This is a genomic window from Amycolatopsis japonica, assembly GCF_000732925.1.
In the GTDB taxonomy this organism is placed as follows: Bacteria; Actinomycetota; Actinomycetes; order Mycobacteriales; family Pseudonocardiaceae; genus Amycolatopsis; species Amycolatopsis japonica.
This window is the reverse complement of record NZ_CP008953.1, coordinates 450019-468669: the sequence shown is the minus strand read 5'-3', so window position 1 is coordinate 468669 and position 18651 is coordinate 450019. Positions and strand designations below refer to the sequence as shown.

The following is an 18651-nucleotide window of genomic DNA, read 5'->3' as shown; positions in this document are numbered from 1 at the left end:
AGTGGCTTTCGCAACGCTCCGCAGGGGATCACAACCACGCGACGCGATGAAGGGCGCTTTCCCCGCATGTGATGCGGGGAAAGCGCCCTTCAGCCCTCTCAGTACAGCGTGCGCGGGTTCGCGTCGATGCGGACGTGCACCAGATGCGGCCGCTCGTCCGGCAGCGCGGCCTCCAGCGTCGGCTTGAGGTCTTCGGCCTTCTCGACGACCGACGTCCGCAGCCCCAGGCTCTTCGCCAGCGCGGGGAAATCGATGCCGCCAAGGTCGACACCCGGCACCTTCTCGCCGCCTGCGGCCTCGCCGAGGATGCGCACGGCGGCGTACTGCGAATTGTCGAAGATCACGAACGTCACCGGCAGGTTGTGCTGCGCGGCCGTCCACAGTGCCTGGACGCAGTACATGCTCGACCCGTCGCCGAGGATCGCGACGACCTTGCGGTCCGGGCGGGCCAGGGCGGCGCCGACGGCGGCCGGGAGACCGTAGCCGAGGGTGCCGCTGGCGACGGTGAGGAAGCCGGTGTCGGTGGACTTGATCGGCAGGTGGTCGTGCAGTTCGTTGCGGTGGCTCGGTGTCTCCTCGACGACGATCGCGTCGTCCGGCAGGACTTCCGAGATCACCGAGTAGGCGAAGCCGGGCGTGATCGGCGTGACCGCGGCGGGCTTCTCATGCCGGGTGCGGGATTTCGGCGCTTCCCGCGGCGCGGCACGGTCCAGCAACGCGCGGATGGTGAGCTTCGGCGTCGCGCGGATCCCGGTGCCTTCCGCGGCCCTGGCGAGGATCTGCTCGTCGTCGCTGACCAGGAACAGCGGCGGCAGCGCGGTTTCCGACTCGCCGCGGTACACGTGGTAGGTGAACGCCGGGGCGCCGATGACGACCACGAGATCGTGGTCCGCCAGCGCGCTCGCGAGCATTTTCCGTTCCGGCTGAAGGAATCCGAAGAACTGCGGGTGGTCCTCGGGGAAGGAGCAGCGCGCCCCCATCGGCGGCGCCCAGACCCCGGCGCCGACCTTCTCGGCCAGCTCGACGACGTCCGGCACAGCGCCTTCACCGTCGATACCGGGGCCGACCACGATCGCCGGGCGCTCGGCGGCGTCCAAAGCCGACACCAGTTCGTCCAAAGCGGACGGATCGGGCGCGAAACCGCGGATCTGCGGCCGGGACACGATCGGCTTCGTGGTCTCGACGTCCCAGTCGTCCACGGGCACCGAGACGAACACCGGACCCATGGGCGCCTGCGTCGCGATGTGATACGCCCGCGCCAGCGCCGCCGGGACGTCCTCCGCCCTGGCGGGCTCGCAGCTCCACTTCACGTACGGCTTGGGGAAGTTCGCCGCCTCGACGGCCCCGAGGAACGGGTCGTCCGGCAGCAACGACCTGGTCTGCTGGCCGGCGAGGATGATCAGCGGGGCGTTGTTGCGGTACGCGGTGAAGATATGCCCGAGCGCGTGCCCGACCCCGCCCGCGGAGTGCAGGTTCACCAGCGCCGCCCGCCTGCTCGCGCGGGCGTACCCATCGGCCATCGCGACGACGGACGCCTCGTGGAGCGCGAGCACGTAGGTGAAGTCGTCGGGCCACTCCGTGAGGAAGGCGATCTCGGTCGTCCCGGGATTGCCGAAAACGGTGGTCAGGCCCAGATCGCGCAGCAGTTCCCTGGTCGCGTCACGTACGGTGCGGGTAGCCATGGCCACACGCTATCTGGTCGGCACCCGATAGTTGAAGATGCAACCTCGTATCACCGTGTGTGGTCTGGACCTGACCCCATGCGTACGTCCGGCAACCCCGCATTTCGTCCTCTGAATGCGGTGGAAGGTCCGGCCTACTCCTTGACCAGCGCGGCCCATTCGCGCACGGCGGCGACGTCCACATCGGACTCCCACCCGCCCGGCCGGACCGCGCTGCCGACGTGGAACGCGCCGACCCCACCCGCCCGCAGCAGGTGCACCTGCTGCGCCCGCAGGCCGCCGCCGACGAGCAGCCGCGGCCCGTCCTCTCGCCGGGCGAGCCGCTGCAGGACTGAAAGCCCGTGCGCCACACCGTGCGGATGCCCGGCCGCGAGCACCGTGTCGCAGCCGAGCGCGGTCAGCCGGTCGTAGGCGCGCAACGGGTCCCGCGCGCGGTCGATGGCGCGGTGGAAGGTCCACGGCAGCCCGTCGAGCTCCTTGACCAGCGTCTCGCAGGCCTCCACGTCGATTTCGCTTTCCAGGTCCAGGAAACCGAAGACGAACTCCCGCGCGCCCACGTCGATCAGGCGCCCGGCGTCCGCGCGCAGCCCGTCGAGGTCACCGGCGGCGAAGGACATGTTGTCGCGCAGCATGACCCGCACCGGGAGATCGGTGGCGGCGAGTACGTCGCGCAGCGTCCCGACCGACGGCGTGAGACCGTCGCTGGCCATGTCGCTGACCAGTTCGAGGCGATCGGCCCCGCCCTCCTGTGCGCGCTCCGCGTCCACCGCGGTCAGCGCGATCACTTCCAGCAGGCCGGTTTTCGGGCTCATGGACCATCCAATTCGCTTATACCGAGGGGTTGTCGTCACCCCTGGCGTGGCGACCGCGCCGGAAACCGCCTTGCAGGCTGGTCATCCGTTCGCGGACCGCTTCGGGGGAAAGTGAGAGTATCGGCCTCTCCCCCAGCGGTTTCTCCGGCCTGTCGTCCTGCGACCGCGCCTCGGGGACGACGGCGGGCAGCACCGGCCAGGTCTCCTCCGCCCCGTCCTCCTGCTCCAGCTCGGCGGGTGTCGGCCAAGCGGGCTCGGGTTCCGGCGCCTTCTCCTTCGGTTCCAGCGGCTTCAGCGTCGGCTCGGTCGGCTCGTCCGGATCCTGCGCCGGTTCCTCGGGCACGGTGTTCTTCACCGGTTCGAATGACGGCAAGGAGGGCGGGCCGGGTTCGGCGGGCGAAGGACCTTCGCGCGGGCCTCCGTGGTCGAACCACTGCGAAAGCACGCTCTGGTACTTGGGCATCCGCTCGGTCGGCGAGTCCAGTTCGAGATGGTTGACGGCGTCGTCGTCCGAGGACGGCCACTCCGGCTGGGTCTCGCGCTCGACGACCGGCGCACGCCGCAGCGGCCCGGGGTCCAGCACGGGCGCGAACCGCGATTCCTCGGCGCTCTCCTGGGGTTCGGGCAGCGGCGGGACTTCCAGCGGGGGTTCGGGTTCCGGCTCCGGCACGACGACGGTGACGGGCGGGGGCTCCGGCAGCGGAGCCGGCCGGGGCGCTTCGACGATGAGCTCGGCGGGCACGACGACCACCGCGGTGATCCCGCCGCCGTCGGCGGACCGCAGGCGGACGTCGATATGGTGCCGGACGGCCAGCGTCGCGACCACGAACAGGCCCATCCGCCGGGACACCTCGACGTCGACGTCCGGCGGGTTCGCCAGCCGCGTGTTGGTCCGATCGATCTCCGCCTGCGGCATGCCCGCACCGTGGTCGGTGATCTCGATCTGCCATTCGCCGCGGTCGGTCTCGTGCCCCTCGACCTGCACCATCGTGCTCTGGTCCGAATAGCGGGTCGCGTTCTCCAGCAGCTCGGAGACCACGTGCACGAGGTCGTTGACGGCCTCGCCGCGCACCGCGATCCGCGGCGCCGCACCGAGTTCGATCCGCTGGTAGTGCTCGACCTCCGACAGCGCGGCGCCGATGATCTCGTCGGCGACCACGGCACCGCCGTCCTCACGGACGACGTCGGTTCCGGAGAGCACCAGCAGGTTCTCGCTGTTGCGGCGCATCCGGGTCGCGAGGTGGTCGAGCTCGAAGAGACCGGCGAGGGTGTCGGGATCCTGTTCGTCGGCCTCCATACGGTCCAAAACGGACAGCTGCCGCTCGACGAGATCCTGGCTCCGCTGCGACAGGTTCACGAACATCGCGTTGATGTTCTCCCGCAGCATGGCCTGTTCGCCCGCGAGCCGGACGGCCTCGCCGTGCACCGCGTCGAACGCGCGCGCCACCTGGCCGAGTTCCTCGCGGCTGAACACCGGGACCGGCGCGACGGCCAGCCGCCGCCGCAGGTTCTCCGGCTGCGGCTCGGGATCGCTCAGCAGGCCTTCGACGGCCGCCGGGAGCTGATGCTCGGCGACCTGGAGCGCGCTGCGGCGCAGGATCCGCAACGGCCGCAGCAGCGACCGCGCGATGATCACCGACAGCACACCGGCGACGATCAGCACGGCGAGCACGATGCCGCCGTCCCAGATCGCGGACGTCCTCGCGCGCGCCGCGAGGGCGTCGGTGCGTTCCTGGAGCTGGACGAGCAGCGCCTGCTGCACCTGATGGGCCAGATTGACCGTGTACGTGGCCGAGGTGTCCCACTGATTCGGGTCCAGCCCGCCGAGCCCCTGGTCGTTCTCGGCGCGGATGAGCGCCGATTCCACCATGTCGTTGCCGATGTCGACGATCAGGCCGATGACCGTGTCGTCGTACATGCGCTGCTGTTCGGGCGTCGCGAAGGTGCGGTAGTCGCTGCGGGCGGCGGCGAGTTCGGCCTCCGCGCCGAGCAGCGCGCGGGTCCGGTCCCGGTTGAGGCCGCCCTGCGCGAGCGCGGCCGCCATGATCGCGCGTTTGACCGACATCTGATCCTTGACCCGCGCGAGCGCGTTGCCCGCGAGTCGGAGCTTCCCCAGATCCGGGTCGGAGACGTCGGCCGCGGTGGCGTCGCTGATGTCGAGCAGGCCGGAGATGAGCTCGCTGTAGGACCGCAGCACCGCGTCGGCGGGAAAAGCCGAGTGTTCCGCGGAAAAGCGGAGCCCGGTCAGCACGCGCAGGCGGTCGCTGGTCTGCTGCAGGCTCGTCGCGGCCTTGTCGCCGAGCCTGCTCTTGCTCTCACCGAGCGTGCGGTCGAATGTGCCGATGGCTTCGTCGGCCCGTTTGCGCTGCTCGGTCAATTCGGAAAGATCGCCCTTGCGATCGCCCGCGACGAACCGGACGGTGAGGTCGCGTTCGCGCTGAAGCTGATGCACCGCTTCGGCGACGGTGCTGTCGACCCGGCCGCGGGTGGCGAATTCGGCCAGCTGCCGCGCGTCCCGCAGATCCGAGTTGACCCGGAGCCCGACGAGGGCGACCACCGCGAGCGCGGGAATCAGGAGTACCACGAAGAGTTTGGTACGCAGGTGCCAGTTCCGCAGCCGCCAGCGGCCGCCGACACGAGGATGCCGTTCCGCCGCGTCGCCCCCACGGGGACGCTTGTCGCGACGGGCCACCTGGTTTCCTTTTCCCACCACGGGACCCTTTCCCATGGCTGACATCGGGGACGAGAGCCCGAACCTACTGTAGAGTAACAAGGTTCGAGAACGATCGAAAGCCGCGCCATCCGGCGTCTCCCGCAGGCGATCGTATGGGGCACGGACCATACGATCCAGAAGGAGGAGCACATTCTCTCGGTAGGTGAGCGGTGACGAAGATGCGTGTCTTGGCGATTCCGCTGGTAGCGGCTCTGCTGGCGACCGCCGGTTGCGGAGTGTTTTCAGGTGGTGACGCAAGCACCGACGCGCCACTCGAACGGACGGAACTGCGCATCGGCGTCGGAAGCCCCATCGACACGGCACCGTTGCGGGTCGCCGTCGCCGACGGGAAGTTCACCGCGGCCGGCCTTTCCGTGACCCTCGTCGAGGTTCCCGGCGACCAGGCGATCGGCAAACTCTCCGCCGGCGAGGTCGACCTGGCGTTCGCCAGCGACGTGTCCATCTTCCGCGCCGCCGCGGCGGGGACGGCGTTGCAGTTGCAGGGCGAGGCCTACACCGCCGGCCGCAACACCATGGCGCTCGTCACACTCCCCGGCTCCGACTACACCGAACCGACGCTCAAGAAGTCACCGAAGATCGCGGTGAACATGCTCGACGACGTCGGCGTGCTGGCGGCCAGGTCGGTGCTGGGGACCGCGGGCGTCGACGTGAACCGGATCCAGTTCAAGCAGAACCCGTTCGACCGGATGCCGCAGGCGTTGCAGGCGGGCGAGGTCGACGCCGCGTGGATGGTCGAGCCGTACATCACCAGGGCCGAGAAGGAGCTCGGGGCGAGCATCCTCGCCGACGGCGCCCGCGGCGCGACCCTGGACTTCCCGATGTCGTCCTACGTTTCGATGGGAGCTTTCGCCCAAGCCAACGCCCGCACGCTCGCGGTGTTCCGGAAGGTGCTCGGCGAGGCGCAGGTGCGGGCGGCCGACCCCGCCGTCGTCCGCGACGCGCTGCCCTCGTTCTCCGACATCGACCGGACGACGGCTTCGCTGATCTCGCTCGGGACGTACCCGGTCTCCCTCAACGGCATCCGGCTGCAGCGCGTCGCCGATCTGATGCACAACTCGGGCTCTCTCGGCGCCCGGCTCGACGTGCAGTCGATGGTGGCGCGACCCTAAATGTTCTCCCCGGTCGGCCTGAGGCAAACGGTGCGCTCGGGCGGCCCGGTGTAGTGCAGGGCGGTGTCTTCCGACGAACAGGCGGTCTCCGACGATCCCCGCGTGACGACCGCCCGCGCCTCCGCGCTGATGTCGGTGCAGCGGACCTTCGCGATCCGCGTCTCGTGCACGACGTCGCGCAGGCAATCCCCGGTCTCGACGTTCAGCGCGAGACAGAGCGTCTTCTTGGCCGTCCGGCTGGACGAGGTCCCGTACAGCTCGAACTGGATGTAGTCCGCGTCGCGGCAGTCGGACGAACCCGTCCTCACCTCGTCGATGCGGAAGGTCGCGCGGTTCGAGCTGCAACTGGCCGTCGTGTAGCTCTGGTTGCCGCCCGCCTCGTCGGTCAGGTACAGGCATTTGCCCGCCTCGACCGTGGCGAAACTGCTCGACCGCGAAATACCCCAGGCGGCCAGGCTCCCCAGGCCCAGCGCGAGGACCACACCCAGCACGATCGAGACCCTGGCCAGCACGCTCAGCGGCGCCGGTTTGGGGAACGGCGTCGGCGGGGCCGCCTCCGGCATCGAGGGCAGGGGCGCGGGCGCGTGGAACGGGTCGTACTCGGGCGTCCCGCCGGTCGGTGTAGTCGTCAAGGTCCCCTCCAGTCACCTTGCGTCCATCCTTCCACCAGCGGTGCCGCGACGGGAGCCGGTGTGGCCGGAACGTATAAAGGAGGATGTGACCGATGGCCCGCTGATCGTCCAATCCGACAAGACCGTGCTCCTCGAGGTCGACAACAGCCAGGCCGACGACGCGCGGATCGCCATCGCGCCGTTCGCCGAACTGGAACGCGCGCCCGAGCACGTCCACACCTACCGGATCACGCCGCTCGCGTTGTGGAACGCCCGCGCGGCGGGTCACGACGCCGAACAGGTCGTCGACGCGCTGACCACGTACTCGCGGTTCCCCGTGCCGCAGCCGCTGCTCATCGACATCGTGGACACGATGGGCCGCTTCGGGCGGCTGCAGATCGCCAACCACCCGGCGCACGGTCTGGTCATGTCGACCATCGACCGCGCGGTGCTGGAGGAGATCCTCCGGCACAAGAAGATCAGCCCGATGCTGGGCGCGCGTATCGACGACGACACCGTCGTCGTGCACCCGTCCGAACGCGGACGGCTCAAGCAGGCGCTGCTGAAGGTCGGCTGGCCCGCGGAAGACCTCGCCGGTTACGTCGACGGCGAAGCGCATCCGATCGACCTGGCCGAGGACGACTGGGAGCTGCGCGACTACCAGCGCAAGGCCGCCGAGGCGTTCTGGGCGGGCGGATCCGGCGTCGTCGTGCTGCCGTGCGGCGCGGGCAAGACCCTGGTCGGCGCCGCGGCCATGGCGCACGCGAAGGCGACCACGCTGATCCTGGTGACGAACACCGTCGCCGGCCGTCAGTGGAAACGGGAGCTGGTCGCGCGGACCTCGCTCACCGAGGAGGAGATCGGCGAATACTCCGGGGAGAAGAAGGAGATCCGGCCGGTCACCATCGCGACGTACCAGGTGGTCACGCGCAAGACCAAGGGCGAGTACAAGCATCTGGACCTGTTCGATTCGCGGGACTGGGGCCTGGTGGTCTACGACGAGGTCCACCTGCTGCCCGCGCCCGTCTTCCGGATGACCGCGGACCTGCAGTCGCGGCGGCGGCTCGGGCTCACCGCGACCCTCGTGCGCGAGGACGGCCGCGAAGGCGACGTGTTCTCCCTGATCGGCCCGAAGCGATACGACGTCCCGTGGCGCGACATCGAGGCGCAGGGCTGGATCGCACCGGCCGAGTGCACCGAAGTCCGCGTGACGCTGACGGACGCCGAGAGACTCGCGTACGCGACGGCCGAGGCCGAGGAGCGGTACAAGCTGGCGGCGACCGCGGACACCAAGACCAAGGTGATCAAATCGCTGGTCGACCGGCATCCCGGCGAGCCGACGCTGGTCATCGGGGCCTACCTCGACCAGCTGGAGATGATCGGCGACGAACTCGACGCGCCGGTGATCCAGGGCGCGACGCGGAACAAGGAACGCGAGGAACTCTTCGACGCGTTCCGGCGCGGCGAGATCAGGACACTGGTCGTTTCGAAGGTCGCGAACTTCTCGATCGACCTGCCGGAGGCGTCGGTCGCGATCCAGATCTCGGGGACCTTCGGCTCGCGGCAGGAGGAGGCGCAGCGGCTCGGGCGGCTACTGCGGCCCAAGGGCGACGGGCGGCAGGCGCATTTCTACTCGGTCGTCTCTCGGGACACCGTCGACACGGAGTACGCGGCGCACCGGCAGCGGTTCCTGGCGGAACAGGGGTACGCGTACCGGATCGTGGACGCGGACGACCTGCTTCGCCCGATGTAGGGGCTTCGCTTCGGCTCGCGGTGGTCGTGAGTGGCGTTTCGGGTTCTAACCCGAAACGCCACTCACGACCACCTGCACCACTCCTGCCGTCCGTGAAGGCCTCCCTTGAGACGTTCATCGTCCCGAAGTAGGCCTTCACGGCATCCGACCACCCGCCGGCGTGTGGCAAGAGAGCAAGGGACCTTTGCTACCACTTGCGGCTCCGCCCCAGCCCCAAGTCCGTGAAGGCCTCCTTCCCTACCCTGAAAGTAGTGAAGGAGGCCTTCACGGCGTTCCGGGCACCCAACACGGCGAGTCCACTGTGGACACCAGCTGGTGCACGTGTGACTCCAGCGACGCCTGAGGCGGCCACCCCGAGATCCCGCAAACGGGGTATCGAAAACTGTCGGTGCTTCGAACTAGTGTTCGGTAGAGTTGACCGAACACCAGTTCGAGGGGAAGCCGATGACCATCGCACCGTTCCGACCGGGTACACCGCCAGTCCAGACTCTGCCGCCCGGCCGGTGGCACGGCCGGATCTGGGTTTCCGACCTGCCGTTGGCCAGGCCGGAGCGCTACACCGGCTGCGTCGCCGAGTTCGACCGGTCCGGGCTGTGGCCGGTGCTGATCCCGCACGACCAGCGTTTCGCGGCCAACGGCGAGGACTGGATCGACGACCGCGGCAGGCTCGCCCCCGCCGACCACCGGATCGACTCGGTGGATCCGGCCGAGGTGCTGGCCCGCTGGTGGGACACGTCGTGCTGCGACGGAGCCTGCCTGCGCCCGTTCGGCGCGAAGTTCCCCGGCCTCGCCCGCCGTCCGTCGCGCCGGGCGGATCCGCTGGCCGAGGCGGGTAACACCGGGTCGATCCTGGCCGCGCGCGGGCAGCACCGGCTGGCATTGGTGCAGACCGAGCGGCCCGCCGACATCCCGGCGATCCTCGGCTGGACGGGCATGATCAAGGCGACCGATCAGGTCCACGAGCTGTCCGCCGTCCTGCGCAGCTGGGAAGACCGCTTCGGCGCGACGCTCACGGTGCTGGGCTTCGATTCGATGGAGCTGTCGGTGGCCGCGCCGCCGCGGACCCAGGGCCGCGCGCTCACGGTCGCCGCCGAGCACCGCTCGTTCTGCCTGCCGTCGTTCGCCGGTCAGCCAGGCAATCTGCGCGAGTTCGCGGCCAACCTCGTCCAGACACGCCGGTGGCAGTTCTCGTGGGCGTGAGTGGTCGTTTATCCCGAGGAGAGAGGGGGAATCAGGGCGGCACGGGAAGGCGGTGATCGACGTCGCGGAGCTGAGGATCGGCACTTCGGGCTGGCGCTATCCACCGTGGCGCGGGGACTTCTACCCCCGCGGCCTGGTGCAGCGGCGCGAGCTGGAATACCTGTCGTCCCGGATGAACTCGGCCGAGATCAACGGCTCGTTCTACTCGCTGCAGCGTCCCGAGCGGTACCGCGCGTGGGCCGAGCAGACCCCCGGACGACTTCGTCTTCGCCGTCAAGGGCGGCCGCTTCATCACGCATCTGAAGCAACTGCGTGACGTCGAGACACCGCTGGCGAACTTCTTCGCCTCCGGTGTGCTGGCGCTCGGCCGGAAACTGGGGCCGATCCTCTGGCAGCTGCCGCCGCGGCTGGCGTTCGACGCCGAGCGTGTCGAAGCGTTCTTCAAGCTGCTGCCGCGCACCAGCCACGCCGCCGCCAAGCTCGCGAAACACCACGACGACAAGCTGAAGGCCGAACCGCACACCGATCCGAGCCCTCGCCGGAAGCTCCGGCACGCCGTCGAGGTACGGCATCCGAGCTTCGCCGAGCCCGAAAGCCTGGACCTGTTCCGGAAACACGGCATCGCGCTCGTGGTCGCCGACACCGCGGGCAAGTTCCCGTACATCGACGAGATGACGAGCGAAGACTTCGCGTACGTCCGCCTGCACGGCGACGAGGAGTTGTACGTCAGCGGTTACAGCGACAAGGCCCTCGAAAAGTGGGCCCGGAAGATCAAGGGCTGGGGCCGCGACACGTACGTCTACTTCGACAACGACGTCAAGGTCGAGGCGCCGAAGAACGCGATCGCCCTCGCGGAACTCCTGGCTTGACCCTCGCCAGCTGCACAGTCAGCGCGCAGTGAGCGGTGTCCTGTTCACTGGCTCGTGAGGTCACGGGCGTACTCGCGTGCTGGTTCTGGGGGTCGGCACGCCGGGCGCCCGTGCCTCACTCAGCCTTGACGGTTTCGCCCACGAGCGAGGCCAGCTTGGTGCGGACGTCCTCGGCGTCGGGATGCGCGAGCTCGGTCAGCACCCGCACCGAACGCAGCCAGCACTCACGCGCCGACGAGGGATCACCGAGCCGCAGATGGATTCCGCCGAGCTGGGCCAGCACGTCGGCCGCCTCGTAGAGCTCGCCATGGGCGAAGAACATCTCGACGGCGCGCCGCATGCAGGCGATGCCCTCGTCGCCGCGGCCGAGCCCGACCAGCGCGGTTCCCTTGGTGTGCAAGGTGAAACGGGCTTCGTCGGGCAGCGCGTGCGCCTCCAGCGCCAAAGCCTGGTCGGCGAAATCGAGTGCCTGCTCGAAGCGGCCGGCCTGGGCACAGATGTCGCCGAGGGCCTGCAGCGCGCTGGCCTCCATGCCGGCGCCGACGTTGCTCTCCCGGATGAGCCGCAACGCGCGCGTGCCGTAGTCCCACCCCGTGTCGGGATCCTGGCTGGCCAGCGTGAGGTTGTAGAGGGCCCGCGCCTCGCCCTGCCGGTCCCCGACCTGCCGCTGCAGTTCGACGACCTGCTCCAGGTAGGCGATGCTGTCCTCGTATTGGCGGGCGACCCCGCAGGCCACGCCGAGGCCGCTGAGGATGGCGGCCTCGCCGGAACGGTCCCCGAGGTCGCGGGCGGCACGAAGCGCGACGCCGAACACCGAACGCCAGTCGTCCAGCCGGGCCCGCACGATGAAGTACGACTGAAGCAGCCACGCCAGCTGCCAGCATTCCCGGTATCGCCGCTCCCGGTACGCGATGTTCACCGCGGCGATGAGGTTCCCGGCCTCCTCGTCGAACCAGTCGAGCGCCTGTTCGTAGTGCCCGAACTTCAGCCCGGCGCCGTCGAACCGCTCCGGCTGGACGAGCCGGTAGTGCCGTTCGGAGCGCAGAAGCCTCGACGCGTTCAGCGCGGAGGCGAGCGACGCGTGGAGCAGCCTGTCCAGCACGGCCGTCCGCGCCTCGGGCCCGTCGAGCTCCGCCGAAAGTTCGGCCGCGTACGCGCGGATCAGGTCGTGGAACTGGTACCGGCCCGGTTTGGACCGCGCGATCAGATGCGCGGACGCGAGTTTCGCCAGATCCTCGTGTGCTTCCGCGATGTCGACGCCGGCCACCGCCGCGGCCGCGGGCACGCTGAAGTCGCCGCCGGTCGGCAGGCCGAGCAGCCGCAGCATCCGCGCGGCCCGCTGGTCGAGCGCCCGGTACGAGTACGAGAAGACGGCCCGGATGTTCGTCTCGTCGCCGTCGGCGAGGTCGAACGAGCCCAGCCTGTCCTGTTCGGCTTCTAGCAGCCGGACGAACTCGCCCAGCGCGAGGTCCGGGAACTGCGCCGTCCGCACCGCGAGGATCCGGATGGCCAGCGGCAGCCCGCCGCAGTACCGGATGAACCGTTCGGTGGCCTCGGGATCCTCGACGACCCGGTCCAGCCCGATCGTCGACGCGAGGAGGGCGATCGCGTCCTCGTCCGGCAGCTCTTCCAGCGCGACCCGCCGCGCGCCGTGGGTCGCGACGAGCGCTTGGAGCTGCCAGCGGCTGGTCACCAGCACCAGGCAGCCGGGGCCGGGCAGCAGCGGCCGGATCTGCTCGGTGCTCGCCGCGTTGTCGAGCAGGATCAGCATCCGGCGGCCCGCGCTGTACGTGCGCCAGGTGGCCGCGCGTCCGTCGACGTCGGCGGGGATCCGGTCGGCGGGGACGCCGACGGAGACCAGCATGGTTTCGAGCGCGGCGGCGGCTTCGACCGGCTCGCCGGGACCGTAACCGCGCAGGTTGAGGTACACCTGCCCGCCGGGGAAGCGGTCTCCGACCTCGTGCGCGAAGTGGACGGCGAGTGTCGTCTTGCCGATGCCGCCCATTCCCTCGATCGAGGCGATGGACGTCGACCGCTCGGTGTCCAGCGCCTCCGGGACGAGCCCGTGCAACGCCTTGAGGTCGCGTTGGCGCCCGGAGAACACCCGCAGATCGGCGGGGAGCTGGCGAGGGATCAGCGGTTCGGCGCCGAGCCGGTACCGCGTCAGTTCGGAGTCCAATGTGGTCTCGACGGACTCTTCGCCGGTCAGGATCGCCTGGTGCGCCCGCTGCAGCGACGCGCCTGGGTCCAGGCCGAGCTCTTCGGCCAGCACCGCGCCGATCCGGCGGTAGACGTTCAGCGCCTCGGCCTGTCTGCCGGAGCGGTAGAGCGCGATCATCAGCTGTTCGTGCAGCCGCTCCCGCAGCGGGTTCTCACGGCACAGTCTGATCAGCTCGGGCACGACGACGTTGTGCTCGCCGAGCGCGATGAGCGCGTCGGCCCACTGCTCGCACACACGTAACCGCTCTTCGCCCAGCTGATCGGCTTCGTCGCGAAGCAGTGCTTCGGAGTGGACGTTCTGCAGCGCCGGGCCCCGCCATTCGGACAAGGCCGCGGCGAACCGGCCCGCGGCTCCGCGCAGGTCGCCGTCCCGCGCGGCCTCCGCCCCGGCCGCGGCGTGGGCGCGGAAACGGGCGAGGTCGAGCAGGTTTTCGTCGAGTTCGAGCAGGTAGCCGCCCCGTTCGGTGCGGATGGTGACCTCGTCGCCGAGCGCGCGGCGGACCCGCAGGACGTAGGTCTGCAGCGCCCCCTTGGACCGCCGCTGGTCGTCCGGCCACAGCCAGCGGCCCAGCTCCCCGACCGGAACCACCGTGTTCGCGCGCAGCAACAGGCCTGCCAGCACGATGAGCGGCCTGCTGCCGCCCAAGGGCACCGGCAGCCCGTCCGCCGTGACCTCGGTGGGCCCCAGCACGCGAAAGTCGAGTGCCACGTCGCTCATTCTGTCCGGAACCGACGGAATCGGCACGCGATTCCCGCGGTGGCATGATCGGTGCCGATGGACGTCTACGCTATCCCCCTGCGCACGCGGTTCCGAGGCATCACGGTCCGCGAAGGACTGCTGGTCCGCGGCGAGGCGGGCTGGGGCGAGTTCTGCCCGTTCTCCGACTACTCCGACGCCGAGAGCGCGCCGTGGCTCGCGTCCGCGCTGGAGGCGAGCGAACGGGGCTGGCCGTCGCCGGTGCGGGACAGCGTCGAGGTGAACGCGACCGTGCCGGTGGTGTCCCCGGAGCAGGCGTACGAACTCGTTTCCGCTTCAGGCTGTCGCACGGCGAAGGTGAAGGTCGCCGACCCGCGGGTGAGCCTCGCCGAGGACTGCGCCCGGGTGGAGGCGGTGCGGGCCGCGCTGGGTCCGCAGGGCGCCGTCCGCGTCGACGCGAACATGGCCTGGGACGTGGACACCGCGGTCAAGGCCATCGGTGAACTGGACCGCGCGGCCGGCGGGCTCGAGTACGCCGAGCAGCCCTGCCCGTCGATCGACGAACTGGCCGCCGTCCGGCGCCGGGTCGGGGTGCGGATCGCCGCGGACGAATCGATCCGCCGGGCCGAGGATCCGCTGAAGGTGGCCGTCGCGGGGGCGGCCGACGTCGCCGTGCTGAAGGTCGCGCCGCTGGGCGGGGTGCGGCGCGCGCTGGAGGTCGCCGAAGCCTGTGGCCTGCCGTGTGTGGTGTCTTCCGCCGTCGAGACGAGCGTCGGGCTCGCCGCCGGGCTGGCGCTCGCGGGCGCACTGCCCACTTTGGACTTCGCGTGCGGACTGGGCACGATGTCGTTGCTGACCGGAGATGTCTGCGGCGAGTCACTGTCCCCTGTGGACGGTCGGCTGCCGGTGCCGCCTCAGGCTCCCGTTCCCGATCTGTTCGCCGCCCAGGCCGCCGCCCCGGACGTCCAGGCGGCCTGGGAAGCCCGCCTCACCCGCGTCCGCGCCCACCTCCGGATGTCATGAAAGGGTCGTTCAGGACAAAAGATGTCCTGAACGACCCTTTCATGACACTTCCGAGATCAGGTGCAGTGCTCGAAAGGCGATTCGTAGCTGGCGGATCCCGCCGAGCCACCCCACCGGACACATTTCGCGCCGGCGGCCGCGCTCACCGGACCCGCGTAGTACTCGAAGCTGCCGGAGTCGGTCTTCCTGGCCGAACCCTGCACTTCGAGGAAGGCCGAGACCGCGCTGCCCGTGCCGACCGAGGTGGACTTGATGGTGGTGACGCAGTTGTTCTTGTTCGTGGCGTTGTACAGCAGGTACGCCGTCGCGGCGCTGCCGACCGCCTGCGAGTCGATCACCTTGTAGCCGTCGCCGCACACCTCGACGGCGTCGTACGGATTGGGGTTCCCGTTGCCGCTGCAGGTGTTCTTGGAGGTCACGTTGGCGTTGGGGTAGCCGAACTTCACGCCGTTGAAGTACGCGGGCTTGATGTTGCTCGGCCACGACGAGTCGTTGGTGCGGACCTCGTAGTGCAGGTGCGGGCTGATGTTGTTGCCCGGCTTGGAGGTGTTGCCGACCTCGCCGATCTTCTGCCCCTGCGCGACCTGCGCGTTGAGCGCGACCGAACGGACCTTCAGATGCGCGTAGTAGGTCGACCATCCCCCACCGTGGTCGATCTTCACGAGGTTGCCGAAGCCGTTCTGCGAACCCTGGTGCGCCGAGATGACGACCTTGCCCGCCGCCGCCGCGACCACCGTGTCGCCCAGATCCGCCCCCGCGGAACTGCCCCGGTTGAAGTCGATCTCGTAGGCCCGGTGTGCGCTGCTGTTGTCGTTGTCGCCGTTCCACACCTGGTTACAGGGGAACGGAAGCTGGAAGTTGGGACGCGGCCCGACGGCGGCTTCGGCCGACGTCGCGGTGATCGCCAGCCCGGCCATCCCCAGCAAGGCGGTGGCGGCCGCCGTGAGCACTCGTCTGAATCTCATCGGATGTCCTTTCTCGGCGTTTCGCGAGAAGCGTCCCGAAAGGGCATACAAGCGAGATACAAACGACCACGAGCCCTCCTGGCCGAGGGGACCAGGAGGACTCGTGCCGCCTCCGCACCGGATCCGTCCGCGTCTTCCCCGTCCCGGTGCGGGTGTCTCAGCCGACGCGCTCGATGGTGGCGCGGCGGATCAGGAACTTGCCCGGTTCGCGGACCTGCTCGAAGGCCGCGTTGTTCAGCAGCGCGCAACTGCCGGAAACGCCGGTGACCTCGACGGTCGTGGACTTGTCGTTGTCCAGGTTCGTCACCTTCAGCTTGGTCCCCGCCGGGAACTCGCTGCTGGACGCCGCGGGGGCGCCGCCCTCGCCGGACAGCGTCACCGTGGAGCCCGGGCAGACGACCTCGCCGTCGCCGGCGGCCGCTTCCTCTTGCGGTGCCGCCTCTTCCTTCTGAGCCGCCTCGTCCTCGACCGCCATGGCGTCGTCCGCGGCCTGCTTCCCGCTGTCGGCCTGTACTTCTTCGGTGCACCCGGCGGCTTCGCGGCGCTGCTGGATGAGGTCGACGACGGCCTGCCTGTTCGCGATCCGCGCCTCGGACAAGGCGTCCGGCTGCGCCTTCTGACCCGCGATGAAGGTGAGATTGTTGCGGAGAGCGGTGTCGAGTCCCTGGCAGCTTTCCGCGGCCTGTCCGTCCGGAGTGCTGATCGCGAACATCGCCGCGGCGATGGCGGCCACCCCGAGCACGGACGCGATGCCGATCGTCGCGCGTTTGCGGTGTTTCCCGGCGCTGTTCATCATCGGTGTCTTCCTCCGGTCTGATTTCCTCCTCACCCACATCCAGGGATACGGCCGGATAACGAAAGTGGTTCAAACCGATTTCAGCCGAGCCAGGGCTTCGCGATACGCGCGTACGTGCCGTCGTTCAGTGCGAGATGCAGCCACTGGTCGGCCCACTCCTTGAACACGACGTCGCGCGGCAGGAGGTACGCCTTCTCCGAGAAGGTGAACGGCTCGTCGGGATGCACCGCGCACAAACGCGGATTCTGCTTCGCCTGCCAACGGGTCTCGGTGGCATCGGTGATCATCAGGTCGGCCCGCCCCGCCAGGATCTCGGCGAAGATGGTGTTGTTGTCCGGATGCCGCACGATGGTCGCGCGCTTGAGGTTGGCGTCGGCGAACTGTTCGTTGGTACCGCCCGGATTCACGATCGCCCGCACACCCGGCTGGTCGATCTGCTCCAGGGTCTGGAACCGCTTTTCGTTCTCGCACAAGGTGATCGGCGTCTTGCCGTCGCGAAGATAAGGAACGGTGTAGAAACCCTTCTTCGCGCGGTCCAAGGTCACCGAAACCCCGCCCATCGCCAGATCGCATTTCCGCCCGACGTCGTCGGCGATCGCCTTCCAAGTGGTCTGGACCAGCTGGAGCCGGACGCCGAGCCGCCGGGCGAGGTCGCCCGCGAGGTCGATGTCGATCCCGCTCCACGCGCCGTCGGCGTCCCGATAGGTGAACGGGCGATAGTCCCCCGTCGAACACACGCGGATCTCGCCGCGGGCTTGAACGACGTCCAGTCTGCTTTGCGCGCCATGGCCTTCGGGCGCGGCACTGGCCGTGCCGATTCCCAGCACGGTCAGCACCGCGACCCCGAACGTGAGCGCTTTCGCCTTGATCGTCATCAAGGCATCTTCCACGCCCTGAGGTAAGCGCGCACCAGCCAAGCGTCGGCCCATTCGGCGTCCGGCTCCTCCGGCAGCGGCGACGCGCCGCGCACCAGCTCGTCGAGACGGCGCTCCAGCGACTCGGCCGCTTCCAGCGCTTCCTCGCGGGTTTTCTCGCCCTGCCTCAGATCCCGGAGCCAGCCGAGCCACGGTTCGGGGACCGGCAGCGTGATCCGGCCGGTCTCCAACAGCTCCACGCCCTGCACGCCGAGCCGCACCATGTGCATGGCGAACTTCGTGTCGAAGCCGTACTTCTCGATCAGCTCCGGCCTGCCCGATTTGCCGCGCAGCCCCAGCATCCGCTCGCGCTGGGCGCGGGAGTAGCCGAGGAACCGCAGCCCGGCCCGGCGCGAGACGATCCGGTGCGCTTGCTCGCGCAGTTCGGCGCCGAGTTCGTCGATCACCACGATCTCGGACTCGGGTACGAACAACGGCAGGAGGACGGTCGGGTTCCCGTTGAGCACGAGCCGCATCCACTTGCGCAGCGAAGAGACGATCAGGTCGAGGTCGCCGGGGCCGGATCGGCGCCTTCGGGCTGCATGCGGAAGATGTACTGCTCGAACCGCTTCAGGCCGATCACGTGGTCCGGCGGCTCGATGCAGATGCCGAGCTCGTCCCGGTCGTCCTGGCCGAGCACGGCGGTGCCGTGCAGCCCGGACCCGACCTGGCAGCGCAGGATCGTGCCCTGCTCGGCGATGGCGGCGAATTCGGGGCTGTCGTGTTTCACCGGACAAGTCATACCCGCGGGCGGGGCGCCGGGCACCCGCTTTTCCGGCCCCTCAGGGTCGGATTCCAGGGTCGGGTCGGGGCCGTTCCCCGATGTGCCGGGGGTCGTTCCGGAGCGAACATGGAGCCATGACGAACAGCGTGTACACCCCCCAGGCCACCAAGAAGCTCTACCGCAGCCGCACCGACAAGATGCTCGCGGGCGTCGCCGGCGGCTGGGCCGCCTACCTCGGCGTCGACGCCGCGATCCTGCGCATCGCCCTCGTGGCGGGCGTCTTCTTCACCGCCGGATTCGCGATCCCGCTCTACGCCGCCGCGTGGCTCCTGACCCCGGAACAGCCGGGCGAACCCTGATCGAGGGCGGACGCCGTGCGCAGGGGGCGCGGCGTCCGCCGGATCGCGTTCAGCCCGCTAAACGCGATCCGCCTGGGGACAGGGGGATGAAGAAGGGCCCGGACATGGGGATGTCCGGGCCCTTTCCGGTTTTCGGCCGCGGGATCGCGCGCTCGCCGTTACACTTCCTCTGACTTTGTCACA

General features: G+C 69.5%; 15 protein-coding genes and 1 pseudogene. 6 read left to right on the top strand and 10 right to left on the bottom strand.

The window, feature by feature from the left end; translation table 11 throughout:
• Positions 1-98 precede the first annotated feature (98 nt).
• From mdlC to AJAP_RS02365, 3 genes are all read right to left on the bottom strand, one after another.
• Positions 99-1682, bottom strand: a complete 1584-nt coding sequence (gene mdlC / locus AJAP_RS02375) for a benzoylformate decarboxylase (protein ID WP_038507837.1) — start codon at positions 1680-1682, stop codon at positions 99-101.
• 134 nt (positions 1683-1816) lie between these two features.
• Complete coding sequence (locus AJAP_RS02370; RefSeq protein ID WP_038507836.1) at positions 1817-2494, bottom strand: copper homeostasis protein CutC; 678 nt, start codon at positions 2492-2494, stop codon at positions 1817-1819.
• Between the two features lie 16 nt (positions 2495-2510).
• Positions 2511-5186 (bottom strand): sensor histidine kinase, encoded by a 2676-nt coding sequence (locus tag AJAP_RS02365; protein ID WP_174491990.1) that lies wholly within the window; start codon positions 5184-5186, stop codon positions 2511-2513.
• Between the two features lie 191 nt (positions 5187-5377).
• On the opposite strand from AJAP_RS02365, the gene AJAP_RS02360 reads away from it, so the two are divergent.
• On the top strand, positions 5378-6337 hold the full coding sequence (locus AJAP_RS02360) for an ABC transporter substrate-binding protein (RefSeq protein WP_148311435.1): 960 nt from the start codon (positions 5378-5380) through the stop codon (positions 6335-6337).
• On the opposite strand, the gene AJAP_RS02355 is transcribed toward AJAP_RS02360, so the two are convergent.
• On the bottom strand, positions 6334-6969 hold the full coding sequence (locus AJAP_RS02355) for an LppU/SCO3897 family protein (RefSeq protein WP_038507834.1): 636 nt from the start codon (positions 6967-6969) through the stop codon (positions 6334-6336). The genes AJAP_RS02360 and AJAP_RS02355 overlap by 4 nt on opposite strands.
• A gap of 85 nt (positions 6970-7054) precedes the next feature.
• On the opposite strand from AJAP_RS02355, the gene AJAP_RS02350 reads away from it, so the two are divergent.
• The 3 genes and pseudogenes from AJAP_RS02350 to AJAP_RS02340 all read left to right on the top strand — a co-directional run bounded on the left by AJAP_RS02350 (position 7055) and on the right by AJAP_RS02340 (position 10770).
• On the top strand, positions 7055-8701 hold the full coding sequence (locus AJAP_RS02350) for a DNA repair helicase XPB (RefSeq protein WP_037335606.1): 1647 nt from the start codon (positions 7055-7057) through the stop codon (positions 8699-8701).
• Between the two features lie 444 nt (positions 8702-9145).
• Positions 9146-9901, top strand: a complete 756-nt coding sequence (locus AJAP_RS02345; RefSeq protein ID WP_038522235.1) for a DUF4253 domain-containing protein — start codon at positions 9146-9148, stop codon at positions 9899-9901.
• A gap of 52 nt (positions 9902-9953) precedes the next feature.
• Positions 9954-10770 (top strand): annotated as a pseudogene (locus tag AJAP_RS02340) (DUF72 domain-containing protein).
• A 115-nt stretch (positions 10771-10885) separates the two neighbouring features.
• Here the strand turns inward: AJAP_RS02340 and AJAP_RS02335 are convergent.
• Complete coding sequence (locus AJAP_RS02335; RefSeq protein WP_456061778.1) at positions 10886-13699, bottom strand: BTAD domain-containing putative transcriptional regulator; 2814 nt, start codon at positions 13697-13699, stop codon at positions 10886-10888.
• 66 nt (positions 13700-13765) lie between these two features.
• Between AJAP_RS02335 and AJAP_RS02330 the strand changes: the two genes are divergently transcribed.
• Complete coding sequence (locus AJAP_RS02330) at positions 13766-14710, top strand: o-succinylbenzoate synthase (protein ID WP_038522232.1); 945 nt, start codon at positions 13766-13768, stop codon at positions 14708-14710.
• 56 nt (positions 14711-14766) lie between these two features.
• Here the strand turns inward: AJAP_RS02330 and AJAP_RS02325 are convergent, their stop codons facing one another.
• From AJAP_RS02325 to AJAP_RS45020, 5 genes are all read right to left on the bottom strand, one after another.
• On the bottom strand, positions 14767-15675 hold the full coding sequence (locus tag AJAP_RS02325) for a M23 family metallopeptidase (RefSeq protein ID WP_063777790.1): 909 nt from the start codon (positions 15673-15675) through the stop codon (positions 14767-14769).
• A 157-nt stretch (positions 15676-15832) separates the two neighbouring features.
• Positions 15833-16471, bottom strand: coding sequence for an RlpA-like double-psi beta-barrel domain-containing protein (locus AJAP_RS02320; RefSeq protein WP_038507827.1), 639 nt, complete (start codon positions 16469-16471; stop codon positions 15833-15835).
• A gap of 80 nt (positions 16472-16551) precedes the next feature.
• Complete coding sequence (locus tag AJAP_RS02315) at positions 16552-17346, bottom strand: transporter substrate-binding domain-containing protein (protein ID WP_038507825.1); 795 nt, start codon at positions 17344-17346, stop codon at positions 16552-16554.
• Positions 17346-17861 (bottom strand): DNA polymerase beta superfamily protein, encoded by a 516-nt coding sequence (locus tag AJAP_RS02310; RefSeq protein WP_267284130.1) that lies wholly within the window; start codon positions 17859-17861, stop codon positions 17346-17348. Before AJAP_RS02310 ends, AJAP_RS02315 begins: the two co-directional genes overlap by 1 nt.
• A gap of 23 nt (positions 17862-17884) precedes the next feature.
• Entirely contained in the window at positions 17885-18115 is a 231-nt protein-coding gene (locus tag AJAP_RS45020) for a DNA polymerase beta superfamily protein (protein WP_267284129.1), read from the bottom strand.
• A gap of 128 nt (positions 18116-18243) precedes the next feature.
• On the opposite strand from AJAP_RS45020, the gene AJAP_RS02305 reads away from it, so the two are divergent.
• Positions 18244-18468 (top strand): PspC domain-containing protein, encoded by a 225-nt coding sequence (locus tag AJAP_RS02305; RefSeq protein ID WP_038507822.1) that lies wholly within the window; start codon positions 18244-18246, stop codon positions 18466-18468.
• The last annotated feature ends 183 nt before the right edge of the window (positions 18469-18651 follow it).